Genomic DNA, 16,787 nt, shown 5'->3' on the forward strand with positions numbered 1-16,787 from the left:
CACCCTAGGGTATAAAAGTCCCATGCAGTACGAACAAATTAATTAAACCCCGTGTCTACTTTATCGGGGTCAGATCAACAACTCCACCAATCTAATCTGACGTCTGAAAGCTGATAGCTGATAGCTCCGCTTACGTTGGGTTTCGCTCCGCTCAAACCAACCTACTCCCTCCCATACCTATCATCAAATCGCTCGATGTCAGTTTCATCAAGTATCGCTCCGGTTTGTACTTCGATAACGATCAGTGGCGTGTTTTGTTGATTAGCAAGACTGTGCAATTGTTTAGCCGCAATATAACAAGATTGATCAGCTGTTAATTCAAATTCGTCATCACCTACTCGCACGCTTGCCACGCCAGATACGACGACCCAGTGCTCTGCACGGTGCTGATGGCGTTGAGTTGAGAGCTTTGCACCGCTGTTTACGATGATTTTCTTTACTTTAAAGCCAGTGCTTTCAATTAAAGTTCGATAGTTGCCCCAAGGTCTGAATACAGCTTGATGATGGGTTAGTTTATCGCTATCGACAACAGCAAGCTGTTTAAGTAAACCTGGGAGCTTATCGAGCGCACTTTTGTCTGCAACTAAGGTGGCATCATGAGTATGTATAATTGCTTTATTACTCACGCCGAGCGCCGCAATAGTGTGGTCAGCTTCGCTGATAAGTAGATTATTTTCACTATCTAAACTCACCCCTTGTGAAGCTAAATAATTGCCATGCTGGTCTTTTTCTGCGATTTTCGACAATGCTGAAAAGCTGCCAACATCGCTCCAATTTAAATCAACAGGAATAACAGCAACGTTAGCGCTACGCTCCAAAATAGCATAATCAATAGAATCACTTGGGCATGCTGTGAGCGCATCCGCAACGGGTCTTTGAAAACCTAAATCTGCGGTGAAACTAGCAGCCTTTGCGACACTGTCAGCAATCTTTGGGGCAAAACGATTAAGTTCGCTTAAATACACATCTGGCAAAAATAAAAACATGCCGCTATTCCAGCCATACTCACCACTGGCAAGGTATTTTTCTGCTAATTGCAGAGCTGGTTTTTCTTTGAACTCAGCCACCTTAAAACAATCTTCATGGGCTAACGGCTCACCTTGGCGAATATAACCATAACCGGTATGTGGCTCAGTGGGAGTAATGGCAAAGGTTACTAATTGTTGTTGCTGACAAAGCGCTATCGCATTATCTAAGCAGGCAATAAGCTTATCAAAATCACTGATATGGTGATCTGCAGGCATCACTAGTAAGGGATCGGTTAGACCATTTTGCAATGCAAATTCAGCGGCCAAGGCAATCGCTGGCGCGGTATTTTTACCTTCAGGCTCAAGCAATAAAGTATAGTTATCTGTGATTTCTGCAATTTGCGTTTTAGCAATAAAACGATGCTCTTCATTACACACTAAAATTGGCGCATTAAATCGTGAGTCAGCCACTCGTAACAACGTGTTCTGTAAGAGTGATTTTTCGCTAAGTAAAGATAAAAACTGCTTAGGCATCGCTTTACGCGACAAAGGCCATAAACGAGAACCTATGCCACCAGCAAGAATAACGGGGGTGATTTTGCGACTCATGATTGCTTAAAGTAAATAATCCAACCATGAGTTTAACAAATTTTTGAGTATGCGGCTTCGAGCAATTACAGTAACTGAAATTGATCAGCATCTAAGTGAGCAGGAAACATTCTTCGAAAGTCATCAAGCGGTGATTTTTCTAAGCGCTGAATAATGATGCCCGATTGGTCATCTTCAAGCTTCGCCAAGGTGTCGCCTTTAAAATCATAAACGGCAGTACCACCACTGTGGGCAACATTATTACCATCAGCACCAATGCGATTCACACCCACGACATAACACAGGTTTTCCATTGCGCGTGCTTTTAGAAGGGTATCCCAGACATGGCGACGAGCAGCTGGCCAATTAGCTACGTTGATCATCACATCGTAGTCGTTGCAATTACGCTGAAATACAGGAAAGCGTAAGTCGTAACACACTTGCGGCAAAATGCGAAAATCATTGATAGCGAATATCTCGCGCTGCTCGCCTGCTGCGACGAAATTGCCTTCGTTACCTAAACAGAATAAATGGCGTTTGTCGTAATACCTCACTTCGCCACTTGGCCAAACCCAATAAAAGCGATTAGCCTTTTTGTCGCCTTTTGCAACTAAAACAGAGCCTGCAACCACAGCATTTTTTTGCTTAGCTGTGGCTTTTAACCAGCTAAGTACCTCGCCTTGCTCTGGTTCGCTGCAATCTAGATTAATCGCAAAACCCGTGGCAAATGTTTCTGGCAAGACTATTATATCAACTTGCTCGTTTAAACTGTTAAGCTGCTCTGTAAAGTGCGCAAGGTTGGCGCTTTTATCAAGCCAATGCAGTGATGACTGCACTAAAGCTAAGGTTAAAGTTGGCATAAAATCTCCGCGGCACATTTTAATGTGTCATCATTTTTAGCAAAACATAAACGAATCACTTTGTCGCTGCTTGCACTGTTATAAAACACACTGAGTGGTACAGCTGCAACACCCGCTTGCTCAACCAACCATTGGCAAAACTCAACATCATCAAGATCAGACACATCACTGTAATCGAGTAATAAAAAGTAGGTGCCTTCACTTGGTAATATTTTAAAGCGGCTTTGTGCTAATGCTTCGCTGAGCAAGTCGCGTTTTTGTTGATAAAAACAACTAAGTTCATCAACATGTTCTGGCTCTAACTCGAGCATATCGGCTAGTGCATGCTGGGCAGGCGTAAAGCTTGAAAAAGTCACATATTGGTGAATTTTACGAAACTCCACCATGAGCTGAGCGGGTGCAGCACAATAACCCATCTTCCAGCCGGTGCTATGAAAAGTTTTGCCAAAGCTTGAGATCACAAAACTGCGTGCAAATAACTCAGGGTCGGTCAGCGCACTTAAATGCAAAGCGCCATCAAAGGTAATGTGCTCATACACTTCATCGCTAATTACATATAAATCATGCTTAGTAACAAGCGCTTTAAGGGCATTAATATCTTCTGTTTTAAAGATTTTACCGCTTGGGTTATGTGGCATGTTGATGATGATGACACGTGTTTTGTCTGTTATAACATCAGCTACAGCTTGCCAATCGATTTTGTAGTCTGGCGCATGCAAAGCAACATGAACTGAGCGACCGCCAGCAAGCTCAATTGCCGGTTGATACGAGTCATACGCGGGGTCAAATACCACAACTTCATCACCCTCTTTAACAAGCGCTTGAATTGCTACGAATAATGCCTCTGTTGCCCCTGAGGTGACGGTAACTTGTTGCTCGTAATTTATGTTGTTATGGTATTTTCTAGCAATCAAAGCCGCTATTTGCTGTTGTAGCTTTGTAACCCCACTTGAAGGCGCATATTGATTTACCCCCTCAAGTACATAATGATTGAGCTGTTTTTTTAGTAATTCTGGTGCATCAAATTCAGGAAAACCCTGAGATAAATTAAGCGCTTGGTGCTTATTTGCTAGAGCGGTCATTTGACTAAAAATACTGGTGCCTAAATTCGGCAATTTACTTTCAAACACAGAGGTTCCTTAAAGATGGTTTTGCGCCCGAAGCGATGCTATCATTGCTTAAAACAGATGTATAGCCGTCTAAATAACTTTTAGAATGTCGAGGAATATATGCATAACAATACCGCTATTTCAGAACTAATTGAAGCTGGTAAATGGGTAAGCCAACGTGGCTGGGTCCCTGCTACTGGTGGTAACTTTTCAGCCCGCACTGCAAGCGGTTATGTCGTCACAGCAAGTGGCTTCGATAAAGGTCAACTCGGCACTCATGCATTTATTGAATTTGATCATGAAGGCAATCGTACTAAAGGCTCTGGCAATCCATCAGCTGAAACTGAGCTACATTTGAATATGTATAAGCTGATCCCATCAGCTAAATTTGTTTTGCATACCCATTCTGTTGCAGCAACCGTGTTATCGCGTGTGATCAAAGGCCACGCTATCAATTTACATGGCTACGAAATGCAAAAATCTTTAAGTGGTGTTAAATCGCATTTAGATACGCTAAGTATTCCAATTTTTGATAATGACCAAGACATTGACCGCTTAAGCTTACTGGTCAGTGATCATCACCTTCACACTCCTATTGAGCATGCCGTATTAATTCGTGGCCATGGTTTATATGTCGTTGGCCGAGATATCAAAGAAGTACTTCGCCATTTAGAAGGCTTAGAGTTCCTATTTAGCTGTGAGCTTGAGCGCCTAAAACTAGAAGGTATTCAAGCTGGAGTTCAGCCATGATCAAAGCGATTTTAACCGATATTGAAGGCACAATTACCCGCATTTCTTTTGTTAAAGACGTATTATTTCCTTACGCGGCAGGGCAATTACCTGAGTTTGTAAAGTCACATCAAAGTGACCCAGAAGTAGCAGCCCAAATTGAGGCCGTGAAAGCACATATTGAACAACCAGAAGCCGATATCGACACGGTTATTAGCCATTTAATTCATTGGATTGAAACGGATCAAAAAATTACCCCACTTAAGCAGTTACAAGGGTTAATTTGGCAAACAGGCTACGAAAATGGTGACTTTACTGGCCACCTTTACCCTGATGCTTATGACTTTTTACAAGCCCAAAAACAAGCTGGTAAAAGTTTATATGTCTACTCATCAGGCTCAGTAAAAGCCCAACACCTGATTTTTGAATTTTCTGACTACGGTGATGTTAGACCTTTATTTAGTGATTACTTCGACACTAAAGTCGGTGCAAAACAACAGCAAAGCTCTTATGAGAATATTATCGCCGAGCTGCCATTTGACGCTGCCGAAGTATTGTTTTTAAGCGATGTGGTGGCAGAGCTTGATGCTGCCAAAGCTGCTGGTCTTGGAACTTTGCACCTTGTTCGCGATGGCCAAGCGGTAAGTGATGCTCACCCATATATCAACGACTTTTCGGAATTTAGCGCGGAGCTTTTAGCATGAGCCAATTAACTATTTATAACGATAACAACGCAAACGACATACTGTTTCATAGTGAAGACTTAAGTGCGATTGCCAATGAACTAAAAACAGTTGGCGTTCGCTTTGAGCAATGGCAAGCAACAGCGCAGATTGACCAAGAGACCAGTCATGACGCAATTTTAACTGCCTACGCTAACGATATAGAGCGCTTAAAAGCTGAAGGGGGCTATCAAACAGTGGATGTTATTTCGCTTGCTAAGGGTAATCCAAATGCCAGCGAATTACGCAGCAAGTTCTTGTTTGAACATACACATAGCGAAGATGAAGTTCGTTTTTTTGTGAAAGGCCAAGGCTTATTCTGCTTACACTTAGGCGACAAAGTGTATCAAGTGCTTTGCCAACAGGGCGACCTAATTTCAGTACCAGAACTCACACCACATTGGTTTGATATGGGCAGCGACCCTGAATTCACAGCAATTCGCTTATTCAATAATACCGAAGGTTGGGTCGCTAAAAGTACTGAGTCAACTATTGCTACCAACTTCCCACTGCTGGACTAACATGGAAAAGCTATTCTCGTACGGTACCTTACAGTACCCGCAGGTTCAGCTTGATACCTTCGGGCGTTTGCTCGAAGGTCAACCTGCTACGCTAACTGGGTATGTCATTGGTGAAGTCGAGATCACCGACGAAGCCGTACTTAAAAGTAGTGGTCAACGTTTTCACCCGGCTTTAATCAAAACAAGTAAACCAAGTGATATTGTTAATGGCACTATTTATTTAATCACCGAACAAGAGCTTGCTCAGGCAGATGCTTACGAAGTAGATGATTATCAGCGAATTGCAGAAACATTCCAATGTAACAAGCAAGCTTGGCTATATGTTGCAAAAAACAGCCTTTAATTTACAAATATAAAACAAAAAGACCCAAATTAAGAACAAAAGCTGCTATTATCCTCCCCATTAATAAGTACTAATTATTTGCTAAAGGACTAAACATGGGGTCGGCATTTTCACCCTTACGCGATACCGTTATTTATGTGGGTGAGTGGCAACTTAGCACTCAGCAGCAAACCATCAGCGATGGCACTCATAAGCGTGAACTAGAACCTTTATTATTTAAATTACTGTGTTTCTTTATTGAGCATAATGATCGCATTATCACTCGCCAAGAGCTGGTTGAGAATATTTGGCAACAAAGCTTTGTTGATGACAATGCCATTAACCGTGCTATCTCTGAACTAAGAAAAACTCTTAAATCAGAAAAACAGCCCGGGCAAACCATTAAAACCCATTATCGTAAAGGTTATAGCCTATTTATTGAAGTTAAGCCTCTTGATCACACTGTGAGTACAGAGCCGCTAAAAACAGAAAATATAATAACAGTAGATAAAGACGCTGATACTCAAGTTAAACCTACGGCCATTAATGAACAAAAAGCGCATTCTTCACGCTGGCCATGGCCTTTTGCAGCGTTAGTGCTTGGTTTATTGATTACTGCTATTTGGTTATTTTCACAACAGCCTAAAGCAAATGATGAAGTACAAAACGAAGCGCCATTTTTAGACCTGCAAGCTGAAACCATTTCATGGCATAAAGGCTCTCACTATCGTTTAATGCTAAGCCATGACAAAACTAAGCTTGCTTATATTCTAGAAAATGATGGTCAACGTCTTTTTGTCGTCGACCTAACCACTAAAAAAGAATACGTGATTGCCTCTGGCAATATCTTTTTACAGGGTTGGTCTGAGGATGGAGAGCGATTATTTTACGGCTCTTGTGAAAACAAAAACTACAGCGATTGCATCACTTGGCAAGCAAGCAACCTGTTATCAAGTGAAGCGTTAATAAAGCCACGTATCAACCAATCTTTACTTAATTCTCAGCCAAGTCAGTACATTGAAGTGGGTGATGTCGCAATTTCAAGGCGTAATAATTACCGTGGCTTAACTCATTTATATGCTTTATATGCACAAGATTTAAAAACCGGTGAAGAAATTCGCATTAGCACACCCAATATCACTGGCACTGGGGACTTTATTTTAACAACTATAAAAAACCCGAGCCGCATCATCTTTGAGCGCCATAATGTTGGCCAAGTAGAGATATACATGGCCAATTTAGATGGCAGCTCGTTAAAGCTTTTAACTACCAACGATTACCGTGCATGGGTAGCCACATATGATGAGCAGACCAACTCACTAATTTGGTATAGCCGCGGCACCTCAACTATTGAATCATTCTCTTTTGATAGTATGAGTCGACAACCCGCTATAACAGCGCCAGTAAAACGAGCAAATTATGCTTACCCTTTAAGCAAAGAAAGTGTGTTGATCAGTACTGACCTTCACGATAAAGATGCCGCAGTCTTTGACCTTAATTCAAAAACAATGAGTTACATCGCCACAGCGAATAAGCATGAAGACGACTTAGTCGCATTAGCCAATAATGATGTTTACTTCTCTGACTTTGAGTTTTCAGAACGACAACACTGGCTCAGAAAAGCAAACCAATACATCAATATCACTGGCAAAATTGGTGAAGATAGTTCAGTAATAGCAGCAAATAGTGACAGTAGCCAACTTGTTAGCTTTAATAAAGCCGATCAGCAATTAACATTATTAAATGCTGCTGATTTCTCAGAAATTAAGCACTGGACACTTCCTGGTAGTACCAAGCTGGCAGCTATAAGGGGTAACAAGATTGCCGTGCTATATACCGATCTTAGCAATCAGCTAAATCAAATAATGATTCTTCACACCAACAGCGATGAAGTGATTAAAAGCACTATAGATACACCCCTAGCTATTGCATGGTATGACGATACACAGCTGATTGTGCATTCTAAATACGATAAATACCTGCTTTTAGACAGCGATAACAACACCTATAGTGAGCTGACTACACCAGACAAACTAACTGAGTTAAAGCCTTCTATTGTGTCGATGGCAAGTAACCTACATAGTTTGTATATCGCCACTGATACTGAAGTTTTCAGCATTAATTTAGCCACAATGCAGGGCGTTGAGTCAGTACTTCAAATGAAGCCTTCTCACTATATATCGCGCCTTAATGCTAAAAACGACAAGCTGGCAGTAACCTTCTTAACTGCCAACAATCAAAATAGCATTGAGCTCTACACTAAAAAAAGCGCAGAGTAATTTACGACTTTAACTGTTTTAGAATACCTTGCTCGATATCGGACTGGTTATAAACGCCGCTATCGAGCACCCAGCCTGTGACTAGGCTCGCCGGTGTCACATCAAATGCCGGATTATAAACCTTCGCGTTAGTCGGTGCCCACATCGCTTCACCAAAACTACCACTAACACCGCGCACTTCATTAGGACTGCGTTGCTCAATTTCGATATCTGCACCACACAACGTTTGTGTATCAAGTGTCGTAAGTGGCGCAACGACATAAAATGGAATGTTATGGAAATGCGCTAACACAGCGAGATTATAAGTGCCGACTTTATTGGCAAAATCACCGTTTGCAGCAATACGGTCTGCCCCTACAAAGATTTTATCTACTTTGCCCGCAGCCATTAAACTCGCCGCCATGTTATCGCAAATCAAGGTATAAGGAATTTGCCAGCGCTCAAGCTCAAAAGCCGTTAAGCGGCCGCCTTGCAGTAACGGCCTTGTTTCATCAACCCAAACATGAATGTCACCATGGCGTTGCTGAGCTTTATAAATAACCCCTAATGCAGTGCCGACACCCGCAGTCGCTAAAGCACCGGTATTACAGTGGGTTAAAATGTTATCGCCTTTATCAACCAAAGCAGCACCACGTTCTGCCATGCTATCGCAAAGGGCAATATCTTCTTTAAATAACTGCTCAGCAGTCGCGACAACAGCAGTTACAAAGTCAGTCTCTGCAAGCGCTACGCGTAACTTGGCCATGCAGTGCATAAGGTTTACCGCTGTTGGGCGTGTTGCTTCAAGCTCATCTATAGCAACCGCAAGTGCTGATTGACTCATGCCTTGCTCAGCTAAGTGTGCAACCAATAAGCTCGCACCTAAGCCGATTAAAGGTGCTCCCCGGATTTTCAAAGTCAAAATCAAATCTTTCATCGTTTCAACATCGTTACATACATGCCAATGCTGTTGATGTGGCAACAAATACTGATCAAGCACGGTTAGCGTACCTTGCTGATATTTAATACTGCTGGCGATGAGATCTTGCATACTGAATCCGAATAACTAATGAATAACTAATTTAAGTGAATAGTTATTTTACATCAGTTTTGATAACTAACAAGCTAGATGTATGGACATCTAAACGGTTACAGGTATAGAATGCTCAAAGTTAATTGTATTACGAGATAGAGCCATGGCTAAATACACTGCCTTTAATGCAGTTCATGCTGTTGATTACATTAAAGAACTTGTTAAAAGTGAACTAATTTCAGTCTTCCCTGCTGATGCAGCACTGACTGCATACGAGTTTGGAGACGGAAACTTAAACTTAGTTTTTCGGGTTGCTGATCAGCACAACAACAGTGTAATTCTAAAGCAAGCACTCCCTTATGCCCGCTGCGTAGGTGAGTCATGGCCATTATCATTAGACCGCGCCAGAATCGAAGCCGAAGTATTGATTAATCATGGTAAGTTATGCCCAGAGCATACCGTGGCGATATTGCATCACAATGTAGAGCTAGCATTAACCGTGTTAGAAGATTTAGGTGAGTTACAAATTTTACGTGGCGCACAAATCAACGCAGAGCAATTTCCATTATTGGCCAGCCATGTTGCGCTCTACTTAAGCCGAACAGGCTTTTATAACTCAGACTTTTACTTATCTGCTGAAGATAAAAAAGCCAAAGTCAGTCAATTTATTAATCCTGATTTATGTAAGATCACAGAAGACTTATTTTTCACTGATCCGTACATTGAGCATGAGCGCAATAACTTCCCAACTGAGCTTAATGAGCACGTCGAAAGTATTCGAAATAATGATGCTTTAAAACTGGCCGCAGCGAAATTAAAAGCTAAATTTTTATCTTGCCCGCAAACTTTATTGCATGGCGATATGCACAGTGGCAGCATTTTTGTTGATAGCAAAACAACTAAAATGATCGACCCAGAGTTTGGTTTTTTTGGCCCTGTTGGCTTTGATATCGGCTCATTTATGGGTAACTTGCTTCTAAATTACTGTGCCCAAAACGCCCGTATTACAGAGCAAGCAAAGCGCCGTCAGTATCAAACTCATTTATTAACCTGCTTACAAGACTGTTATAGCCAATTTGAGCAACATTGGTTAAACCTAGCAAGCAGCGAAGCAACTGATATTAGCTTTGCAAACCGCACCTTTAGCGAAGATTACTTACAACACGTATTGCGTGATGCGATTGGCTACTGTGGCGCTGAACTTATTCGCCGTACTATTGGTTTAGCCCATGTTGCAGATATAGACGGTATTGAAGATGCACAAGCTCGTTTAGCAGTACAACAGCAAACACTCGTACTTGGCGAGCAACTGATGCTTAATGCCACAAGCTGTAACAATAAAGACGAGTTCTTTTCGTTGTTAATCAGTTTATTAAATTAACTAGCAAAAAGTAAAAAGGCGCTCAACGCGCCTTTTAATTATTCAACTAGATTATTTATTGTAGTGCTCATACATTTTATCGAGCGGCTCTGATAAACCATTTTCTTGTACCACTCGCACATGCTGGCGAGCTAACTCGCGGGCACTTGATACACCACATGAATGAGCAATCAGCCCTGCACCATAATGAATAAACTTATTATAATTGGCGACACGTTGTGCCTTATCGGTCACATCGAGGCCTCGCTGTAAGCGTTCATTATGAGTCGTAATACCGGTCGGGCAGGTATCTTTATTACATTGTAGAGCCTGAATACAACCAAGCGAAAACATATGACCACGCGCCGATACAATAAAATCAGCACCCAATGCAAGTGCCCAAGCCACTTTTGACGGTACGATTAGCTTACCCGATGCAATCACTTTCACTCGTTCTCTGAGACCATGTTTTTTTAGCAGATCAACAACCAAAGGCAGGCTCTCTCGTAGCGGTAAACCAACTGAATCCATCAAGGGTTGAGGGGCAGCGCCCGTTCCACCGTCGGCACTATCTATAGTGATAAAGTCAGGGGCAGATTCAATGCCTCGGTTATTGATTTCACTGAACAAGGTTTCGAGCCAAGTGTATTCACCAATCACCGCTTTAAAACCGGTTGGTTTACCTGTGGTACTGCGTACCGTTTCAATCATATCGAGTAAATCTGCTGGGCATTTAATCTCTGGATGACCATTTGGACTAATAGAGTCATGCCCTTCAGGAATACCCCGAATTTTTGCAATTTCAGCAGTCACTTTGCGCCCTGGTAACATACCTCCTTTACCGGGTTTAGCACCTTGACTCATTTTAATTTCGAACATTTTAACTTGTTCGTGCTCAGCAATCGCTTTGAGTTTTTCGGTGCTTAATTTACCGTGCTCATCTCGTACACCATATTTTGCCGTGCCAATCTGAAACACAATATCAGCGCCACCTTCAAGATGGTAAGGGCTGAGCCCTCCTTCACCGGTATTCATCCAACAACCCGCTAACTTTGCACCTCGCGATAGTGCGCGAACAGCGGGCTTAGATAAGGCACCAAAGCTCATGCCAGAAATATTAAATAACGAGTTTGTTGTATAAGGAGCTTGGCAATAAGGCCCTAACGTAACTTCGCTCGGATCGAGTGCATCTTCATCTAAAGTTGGGAACGCACAGTTCATAAACATCACCGTTCCCGTTGCTTCAAGACTTTGGGTTGAACCAAAGGCCGTAGTACGGTCAACATTTTTCGCAGCGCGGTAAACCCAGCTTCGCTCAGCACGATTAAATGGTAGCTCTTCCCTATCCATGGCAAAAAAGTATTGTCTGAAGAATTCACCTTGGCGTTCAAAAAAATAACGAAAGCGGCCGATCACCGGGTAATTACGGCGAATCGCCTGCTTAGATTGCGTCACATCACTAATGTAAAAGCACACAATCACCAGCAAACCTATGCCGAGTGCAAAAATAAACAAGCTGGCAAAAACATCGATACTAAAAATTATAAAATCACTCATCCAAGGCCCCTTTGTGAAATGACATCCTTCAAAGCATATAAGGTGTTTATATTACGTGCAATAAACAAAAAAGGCGTGATGTAAGTCACGCCTTTTCGTTTCTTTTATGCCGCTATGCTGCTCGTTTGGCTAATTCAGCTTTAATATAAAGTTGAATTTGCTCTTCAAGCACTGACATTGGCACTGAGCCATGACGTAATATTTGATGGTGGAATTCGCGAATATCGAAATCTTGACCAAGTGCTTGCTCAGCTTCGTGGCGTAAACGTTTAATTGTTAGCTCACCAATTTTGTATGACAACGCTTGTGCAGGCCATGAAATATAACGGTCAGTTTCGGTCTTCACGTTATGTAATGATAGCGCGGTGTTTTCGCTCATAAATTTCATTGCGCGTTCGCGGCTCCAGCCATACATATGCATACCTGTATCAACTACTAAACGTGCTGCACGCCACATTTCATAGGTTAAACGACCAAAATCACTGTATGGGTCTTGATAAAAGCCCGCTTCGATACCTAAAAACTCCGAATATAAGCCCCAACCTTCACCAAATGCCGACAAATATGCATTACGGCGATAACTTGGTAATGACTCAAGTTCTGCATTAAGTGAAATTTGTAAATGATGCCCTGGTACAGCTTCGTGCAAAGTTAATGCTTCAAGAACATACAACGGGCGCTTATCTAGCGCATAGGTATTAACCCAGTAATAACCTGCTTGGTCATCACGGCGAGAACCTGAGTAACGGCCGGTTGTATATTTAGGGGCAATACTCTCTGGCACTGGCGCAACACCATACGGCATTCTTGGCAAGGTGTGGAATAACTTAGGTAACTGCGCATCCATTTTCTTGGCGATGTAAGACGCTTCTTTTAGCAAATCTTTTGGTGTTTTTGCGTAAAATTGCGGATCAGTACGTAAAAAGTGCACAAAATCAGCAAACGAGCCTTCAAAGCCTACTTTCTCAATAATTTTTTCCATTTCTGCGCGAATACGCGCGACTTCTTGTAAACCTAGCTCATGGATTTCTTTTGGCGTCATATCTGTGGTGGTGTAGTACTTAGCACGGTTTTCATAAAACGCTTTGCCATTCGGCGTACTTGAAATACCAATATCTGTACGTGCACCCGGTTGATACTCATTGTTAAAGAAGGTTAAGTAACCTTGATATGCCGGAATAACTTGTTCTGTGATAATGGTTTGCGCTTGCTTTTGTAGCGCTGCAAACTCGCTATCACTTACACCTGCCGTGTTATTTAAAAATGGTTTGTAAAATTCAGACTGTGTCGCATCATCAACAATATAAGCCGTGATTGAGTCTTGATACCCTTCTAAAACAGCCTTTGGTTGGGTTAAACCTACTTCAAGACCTTTACGCATCCAGCCGATATTTTGCGAAAAATAGCGGGGAATTTGCTGTAATTTAGCAAGATATAGCTGGTAATCTTGTGGTTTTGTGTAATCTGAGCTTGATATCATAAATGATAGACTAGAGTGGAAACCATACTCAGATGTCAGCGGCATATAGTGCGCATTAAACACATATTCATCGACACTATTTTGCACTTGGCCACGCAAAATAGTCAGGTTAATGCGGTTTTCTTCCGATAACTTATCACGGTCGATAGCGTCTAGCTCGGCAAGTAGCTCAGTATTCTTCTTGTATTTTTGTTCTAAAAATTCAGCCGATAGATTTTCTAATAAATAACCATCAACGCCATTTTCTTTACCATATGGGCTGATGCTTTGGCGGTAATTAACAATATTTTCGGCTACTTGAGTAAATTGCTGATCAGCATCAATATTTGTTACTTGGCAAGCGCTTAAAGTACAAGCTAAAGCAACCGCAATAACAGAACGGTTTAAAGTTCGCGACAGTGTTTGTTTCATAGCATTCTTTTTAGTTTTAATCAGTATCGCTAAAGTAGCGCAGCACTGGCTAAAACCCAAGCAAATGCGACCAAGCTCAGGTTAAATACGCTCAAATTAACAGCGCAGTGTAGATAAGAATGAGCAAGGTTTAAGCAATTTTTAATTACACTTGTTAAAGTTGTTGAGAAAATCAGCTAATAGACGCAAACGAAACAAATTTAAGTTCCAAAATTAGCGATTTTGCTTTTAAATAGACTGATTACAGATTACTGTAGACTCAGTATTTATGCTTGGAAGCAAATAAACTTTACGGAAGAGATGATTAATTGGTTGATATGCGTATTTAGTGGTATTGAAAAATGATGTTCCATGATCCCATGGCTATTGCTCAAGAAAAAATGACAAAGGTATGTATCTTTTTAGAACATCATGCATTACCGCCGTCACCACTTAACTACCAAGTTGTTTACACCTACGTCAGCCAGTCTAACCCAAAACTTAACGCCGCTATTGACCGTGCCATCGCACAAAGAAAAACCATCGATTGTGTCTATGTAGAACAGCTTTATTTCGATTTTATAGAGCAAGGCCATAAAATGAAAACCGCCATTGTTCGCAACGTTGACTCAGTAATTAACACCCTTTCACGTAATGCTAGCAATAACGAACAAAATATTGTCCGCTTTGCTGATCAAGTTAGTGACTGTGTGCATTCAATCGATGAAAACAATATTGAGCAAACGCGTCACGCATTAAAAATGCTCAGTAAACAATCAGAAGTACTGCTCAACCAGCATCGTCAATTTAAGCAAGAAATAGCAAAAGCCAAATCACTGCAAGAAAAAACTCAAAAACAACTCACTCAATTACGCAAACAACACATTACCGACCAACAAACTGGCTTATACAAGCGCCACTACTTGAATCAACAAACCCAACTCTGGGTCGGCCAAAATAAAGCGGTTTGTGCTATCTCTATTCACATTGAGAACTTAAATCATTTTATTGAAAACTATGGCGATGTCATTGGTGAAGTCATTTTGAGTAAAGTCGCCAAGCAAGTGCAAAAGTACGTACAAGAAAGCGGTTTACCTGGGCGCACAAGTAAAGATGAATTTACCATCTTACTTGCTGATATAGAGCCTGAAACTGCAAACTTAATTGCCGAAAAAGTACGAAATGGCGTAGAAAAGCTGCGCTTTGTCAGCTCAAAAAGTGGCACCAAACTTCCTGCTATCACTCTTGCTTTAGGGATCGCTAAACATGAAGGCGATGGCGACTTTAACAGTTTAGCCCGTAAAGCCTCTTTAGCAGCCGCTAAAGCCAAGTCACTTGGACAAAGTAGTTTTATTGCCGGCCAATAAAGTTTAAAACTGCGCTAAGTCATGAAAAGCCACGCTAATCTGATGATTTAGTTATAATCAAATTGCACCCCACAGCTACAATCAAGTACACTAGTCTTTATTGCCACGATAGAGATTAATCATGAACGAGAATCAAGAAAAGACCACGCATTTTGGCTATAAAACCGTTGCTGAAAACGACAAAGCATCAATGGTTGCAGATGTATTCCACTCAGTCGCTGCAAAGTATGACGTAATGAATGATCTTATGTCGTTCGGTATTCATCGTTTATGGAAACGCCAAACTATTGCAAGTTCAGGTGTTCGCAAAGGTCACTATGTATTAGATCTTGCCGGCGGTACAGGTGATTTAACCGCTAAATTTAGTCAGCTAGTAGGTGAGACCGGTCAGGTTATCTTAGGCGATATTAACTCTTCAATGCTGAAAGTTGGCCGTGAGAAACTGCGTAACCTTGGTCGTGTTGGCAATATCGAATATGTTCAAATGAATGCAGAAGCATTACCATTTCCTGATAACAGCTTTGACTTAATTACGATTGCCTTTGGTCTTCGTAACGTGACCGATAAAGATAAAGCTCTGCGTTCAATGTATCGTATTCTTAAGCCAGGTGGCCGTTTACTCGTGCTTGAGTTCTCAAAACCAGAACAAGAAATATTAAGTAAAGCCTACGATTTCTACTCATTTAATATCTTACCTAAGATGGGTGAGCTGGTTGCGAATGATGGCGAGTCTTATCAATATCTTGCTGAATCAATCCGTATGCATCCAGATCAAGAAACATTAAAAGGCATGATGGAAGATGCTGGTTTTGAACAAACCAGTTATCAAAACCTTACTGGCGGTATTGTTGCCCTTCACCGTGGTTTTAAATACTAAAAATTCTGTAAATTAAGTAGGTAACGCGATGTTAGCAAACGCTCTGTTATCACTAGTCGAACGAATCATTAATCAACTGCTGCAGTTAGACCCCCAGTTACAGGGCAAGCTTGCAGCAATTGCTGATAAACAGCTGTTGATTGAGATACGTGATTGGCAACAGTCAATTTTGTGTGTTTACAGCGACGAGCAAATTCACTTATACAGTACGCAAGAGCGTTGTTTTGATTGCATGATCAGCGCCGATATCGACACCTTGTTGGCGCTTAAAGATCCATCAATGCTCACGCAACTCATTCGCCAAGATAAGCTCGACTTACAAGGCGACTTAAATCTTGCACAAGGTTTTAGCAATGCGTTTGCTGAGCTTGATATTGATTGGCCAGAACATTTTTCTCGGTACATTGGCGATGCCCCAGCGCAACAGTTGTGGCTCTCTATTCAAGCTTTAAAACGTCGTGGCTCACAAACGAAAAGCAAGTTAGAAAACACCTTAACAACGCTTTGCCAAGATGAGTTAGCAGTGACTATACACCCTCTTGAGCTTGCTGAATTTAAACAGCAAAACCGCCAATTAAAAAGCCAAGTATCTCAATTAGAGATGCGAATTAACGCGCTGTTACAGTCTCGCTAATGCGCTAAGGAA

Annotated in this window: 15 protein-coding genes; 9 read left to right on the forward strand and 6 right to left on the reverse strand. The window is 41.6% G+C overall.

Features of this window, described 5'->3' with window-relative positions:
• Positions 1 to 161: 161 nt before the first annotated feature.
• The 3 genes from HUS61_RS12645 to HUS61_RS12655 all read right to left on the reverse strand — a co-directional run bounded on the left by HUS61_RS12645 (position 162) and on the right by HUS61_RS12655 (position 3,546).
• Positions 162 to 1,577, reverse strand: coding sequence for a mannose-1-phosphate guanylyltransferase/mannose-6-phosphate isomerase (locus HUS61_RS12645; RefSeq protein ID WP_175082596.1), 1,416 nt, complete (start codon positions 1,575 to 1,577; stop codon positions 162 to 164).
• A gap of 65 nt (positions 1,578 to 1,642) precedes the next feature.
• Positions 1,643 to 2,416: an amidohydrolase gene (locus HUS61_RS12650; RefSeq protein WP_175082597.1), complete on the reverse strand. Its 774-nt coding sequence runs from the start codon at positions 2,414 to 2,416 to the stop codon at positions 1,643 to 1,645.
• Complete coding sequence (locus HUS61_RS12655) at positions 2,404 to 3,546, reverse strand: methionine aminotransferase (RefSeq protein ID WP_175082598.1); 1,143 nt, start codon at positions 3,544 to 3,546, stop codon at positions 2,404 to 2,406. Before HUS61_RS12655 ends, HUS61_RS12650 begins: the two co-directional genes overlap by 13 nt.
• Positions 3,547 to 3,645: 99 nt before the next feature.
• On the opposite strand from HUS61_RS12655, the gene HUS61_RS12660 reads away from it, so the two are divergent.
• From HUS61_RS12660 to HUS61_RS12680, 5 genes are all read left to right on the forward strand, one after another.
• Entirely contained in the window at positions 3,646 to 4,275 is a 630-nt protein-coding gene (locus HUS61_RS12660; protein ID WP_175082599.1) for a methylthioribulose 1-phosphate dehydratase, read from the forward strand.
• Positions 4,272 to 4,958, forward strand: coding sequence for an acireductone synthase (gene mtnC / locus HUS61_RS12665; protein WP_175082600.1), 687 nt, complete (start codon positions 4,272 to 4,274; stop codon positions 4,956 to 4,958). The genes HUS61_RS12660 and mtnC overlap by 4 nt, the downstream gene beginning before the upstream one ends.
• On the forward strand, positions 4,955 to 5,497 hold the full coding sequence (locus tag HUS61_RS12670) for an acireductone dioxygenase (RefSeq protein WP_175082601.1): 543 nt from the start codon (positions 4,955 to 4,957) through the stop codon (positions 5,495 to 5,497). Before mtnC ends, HUS61_RS12670 begins: the two co-directional genes overlap by 4 nt.
• Before the next feature lies 1 nt (position 5,498).
• Positions 5,499 to 5,840, forward strand: a complete 342-nt coding sequence (locus HUS61_RS12675; protein ID WP_175082602.1) for a gamma-glutamylcyclotransferase family protein — start codon at positions 5,499 to 5,501, stop codon at positions 5,838 to 5,840.
• Positions 5,841 to 5,935: 95 nt separating this feature from the next.
• Positions 5,936 to 8,098: a winged helix-turn-helix domain-containing protein gene (locus tag HUS61_RS12680; RefSeq protein WP_175082603.1), complete on the forward strand. Its 2,163-nt coding sequence runs from the start codon at positions 5,936 to 5,938 to the stop codon at positions 8,096 to 8,098.
• 1 nt (position 8,099) lies between these two features.
• Here HUS61_RS12680 and mtnA read toward each other — a convergent pair whose 3' ends face one another.
• The gene (gene mtnA / locus HUS61_RS12685; protein ID WP_175079411.1) at positions 8,100 to 9,128 is read right to left on the reverse strand and encodes an S-methyl-5-thioribose-1-phosphate isomerase; all 1,029 of its coding nucleotides are present in this window, start codon (positions 9,126 to 9,128) and stop codon (positions 8,100 to 8,102) included.
• Positions 9,129 to 9,273: 145 nt separating this feature from the next.
• Here mtnA and mtnK point away from each other — a divergent pair, with 145 nt between their 5' ends.
• Positions 9,274 to 10,491 carry an S-methyl-5-thioribose kinase gene (gene mtnK / locus HUS61_RS12690; RefSeq protein WP_175082604.1) on the forward strand — a complete coding sequence of 406 codons (1,218 nt, stop codon included), beginning with the start codon at positions 9,274 to 9,276 and terminating at the stop codon, positions 10,489 to 10,491.
• A 51-nt stretch (positions 10,492 to 10,542) separates the two neighbouring features.
• Here the strand turns inward: mtnK and HUS61_RS12695 are convergent, their stop codons facing one another.
• Complete coding sequence (locus tag HUS61_RS12695) at positions 10,543 to 12,027, reverse strand: FMN-binding glutamate synthase family protein (RefSeq protein ID WP_055020563.1); 1,485 nt, start codon at positions 12,025 to 12,027, stop codon at positions 10,543 to 10,545.
• Between the two features lie 112 nt (positions 12,028 to 12,139).
• Positions 12,140 to 13,918, reverse strand: coding sequence for a DUF885 family protein (locus HUS61_RS12700; protein WP_130167377.1), 1,779 nt, complete (start codon positions 13,916 to 13,918; stop codon positions 12,140 to 12,142).
• A gap of 359 nt (positions 13,919 to 14,277) precedes the next feature.
• Here HUS61_RS12700 and HUS61_RS12705 point away from each other — a divergent pair, with 359 nt between their 5' ends.
• The 3 genes from HUS61_RS12705 (at position 14,278) to HUS61_RS12715 (ending at position 16,775) form a co-directional block, all read left to right on the forward strand.
• A complete protein-coding gene (locus tag HUS61_RS12705) occupies positions 14,278 to 15,264 on the forward strand; it encodes a GGDEF domain-containing protein (protein WP_175082677.1) in 987 nt (328 codons plus the stop codon).
• Between the two features lie 121 nt (positions 15,265 to 15,385).
• Entirely contained in the window at positions 15,386 to 16,141 is a 756-nt protein-coding gene (gene ubiE / locus HUS61_RS12710; protein WP_055020565.1) for a bifunctional demethylmenaquinone methyltransferase/2-methoxy-6-polyprenyl-1,4-benzoquinol methylase UbiE, read from the forward strand.
• A 28-nt stretch (positions 16,142 to 16,169) separates the two neighbouring features.
• Positions 16,170 to 16,775: an SCP2 domain-containing protein gene (locus HUS61_RS12715; protein ID WP_175082605.1), complete on the forward strand. Its 606-nt coding sequence runs from the start codon at positions 16,170 to 16,172 to the stop codon at positions 16,773 to 16,775.
• Positions 16,776 to 16,787 lie beyond the last annotated feature (12 nt).

The sequence above is a fragment of the Pseudoalteromonas sp. 0802 genome (genome assembly GCF_013350085.1).
GTDB lineage: Bacteria > Pseudomonadota > Gammaproteobacteria > Enterobacterales > Alteromonadaceae > Pseudoalteromonas.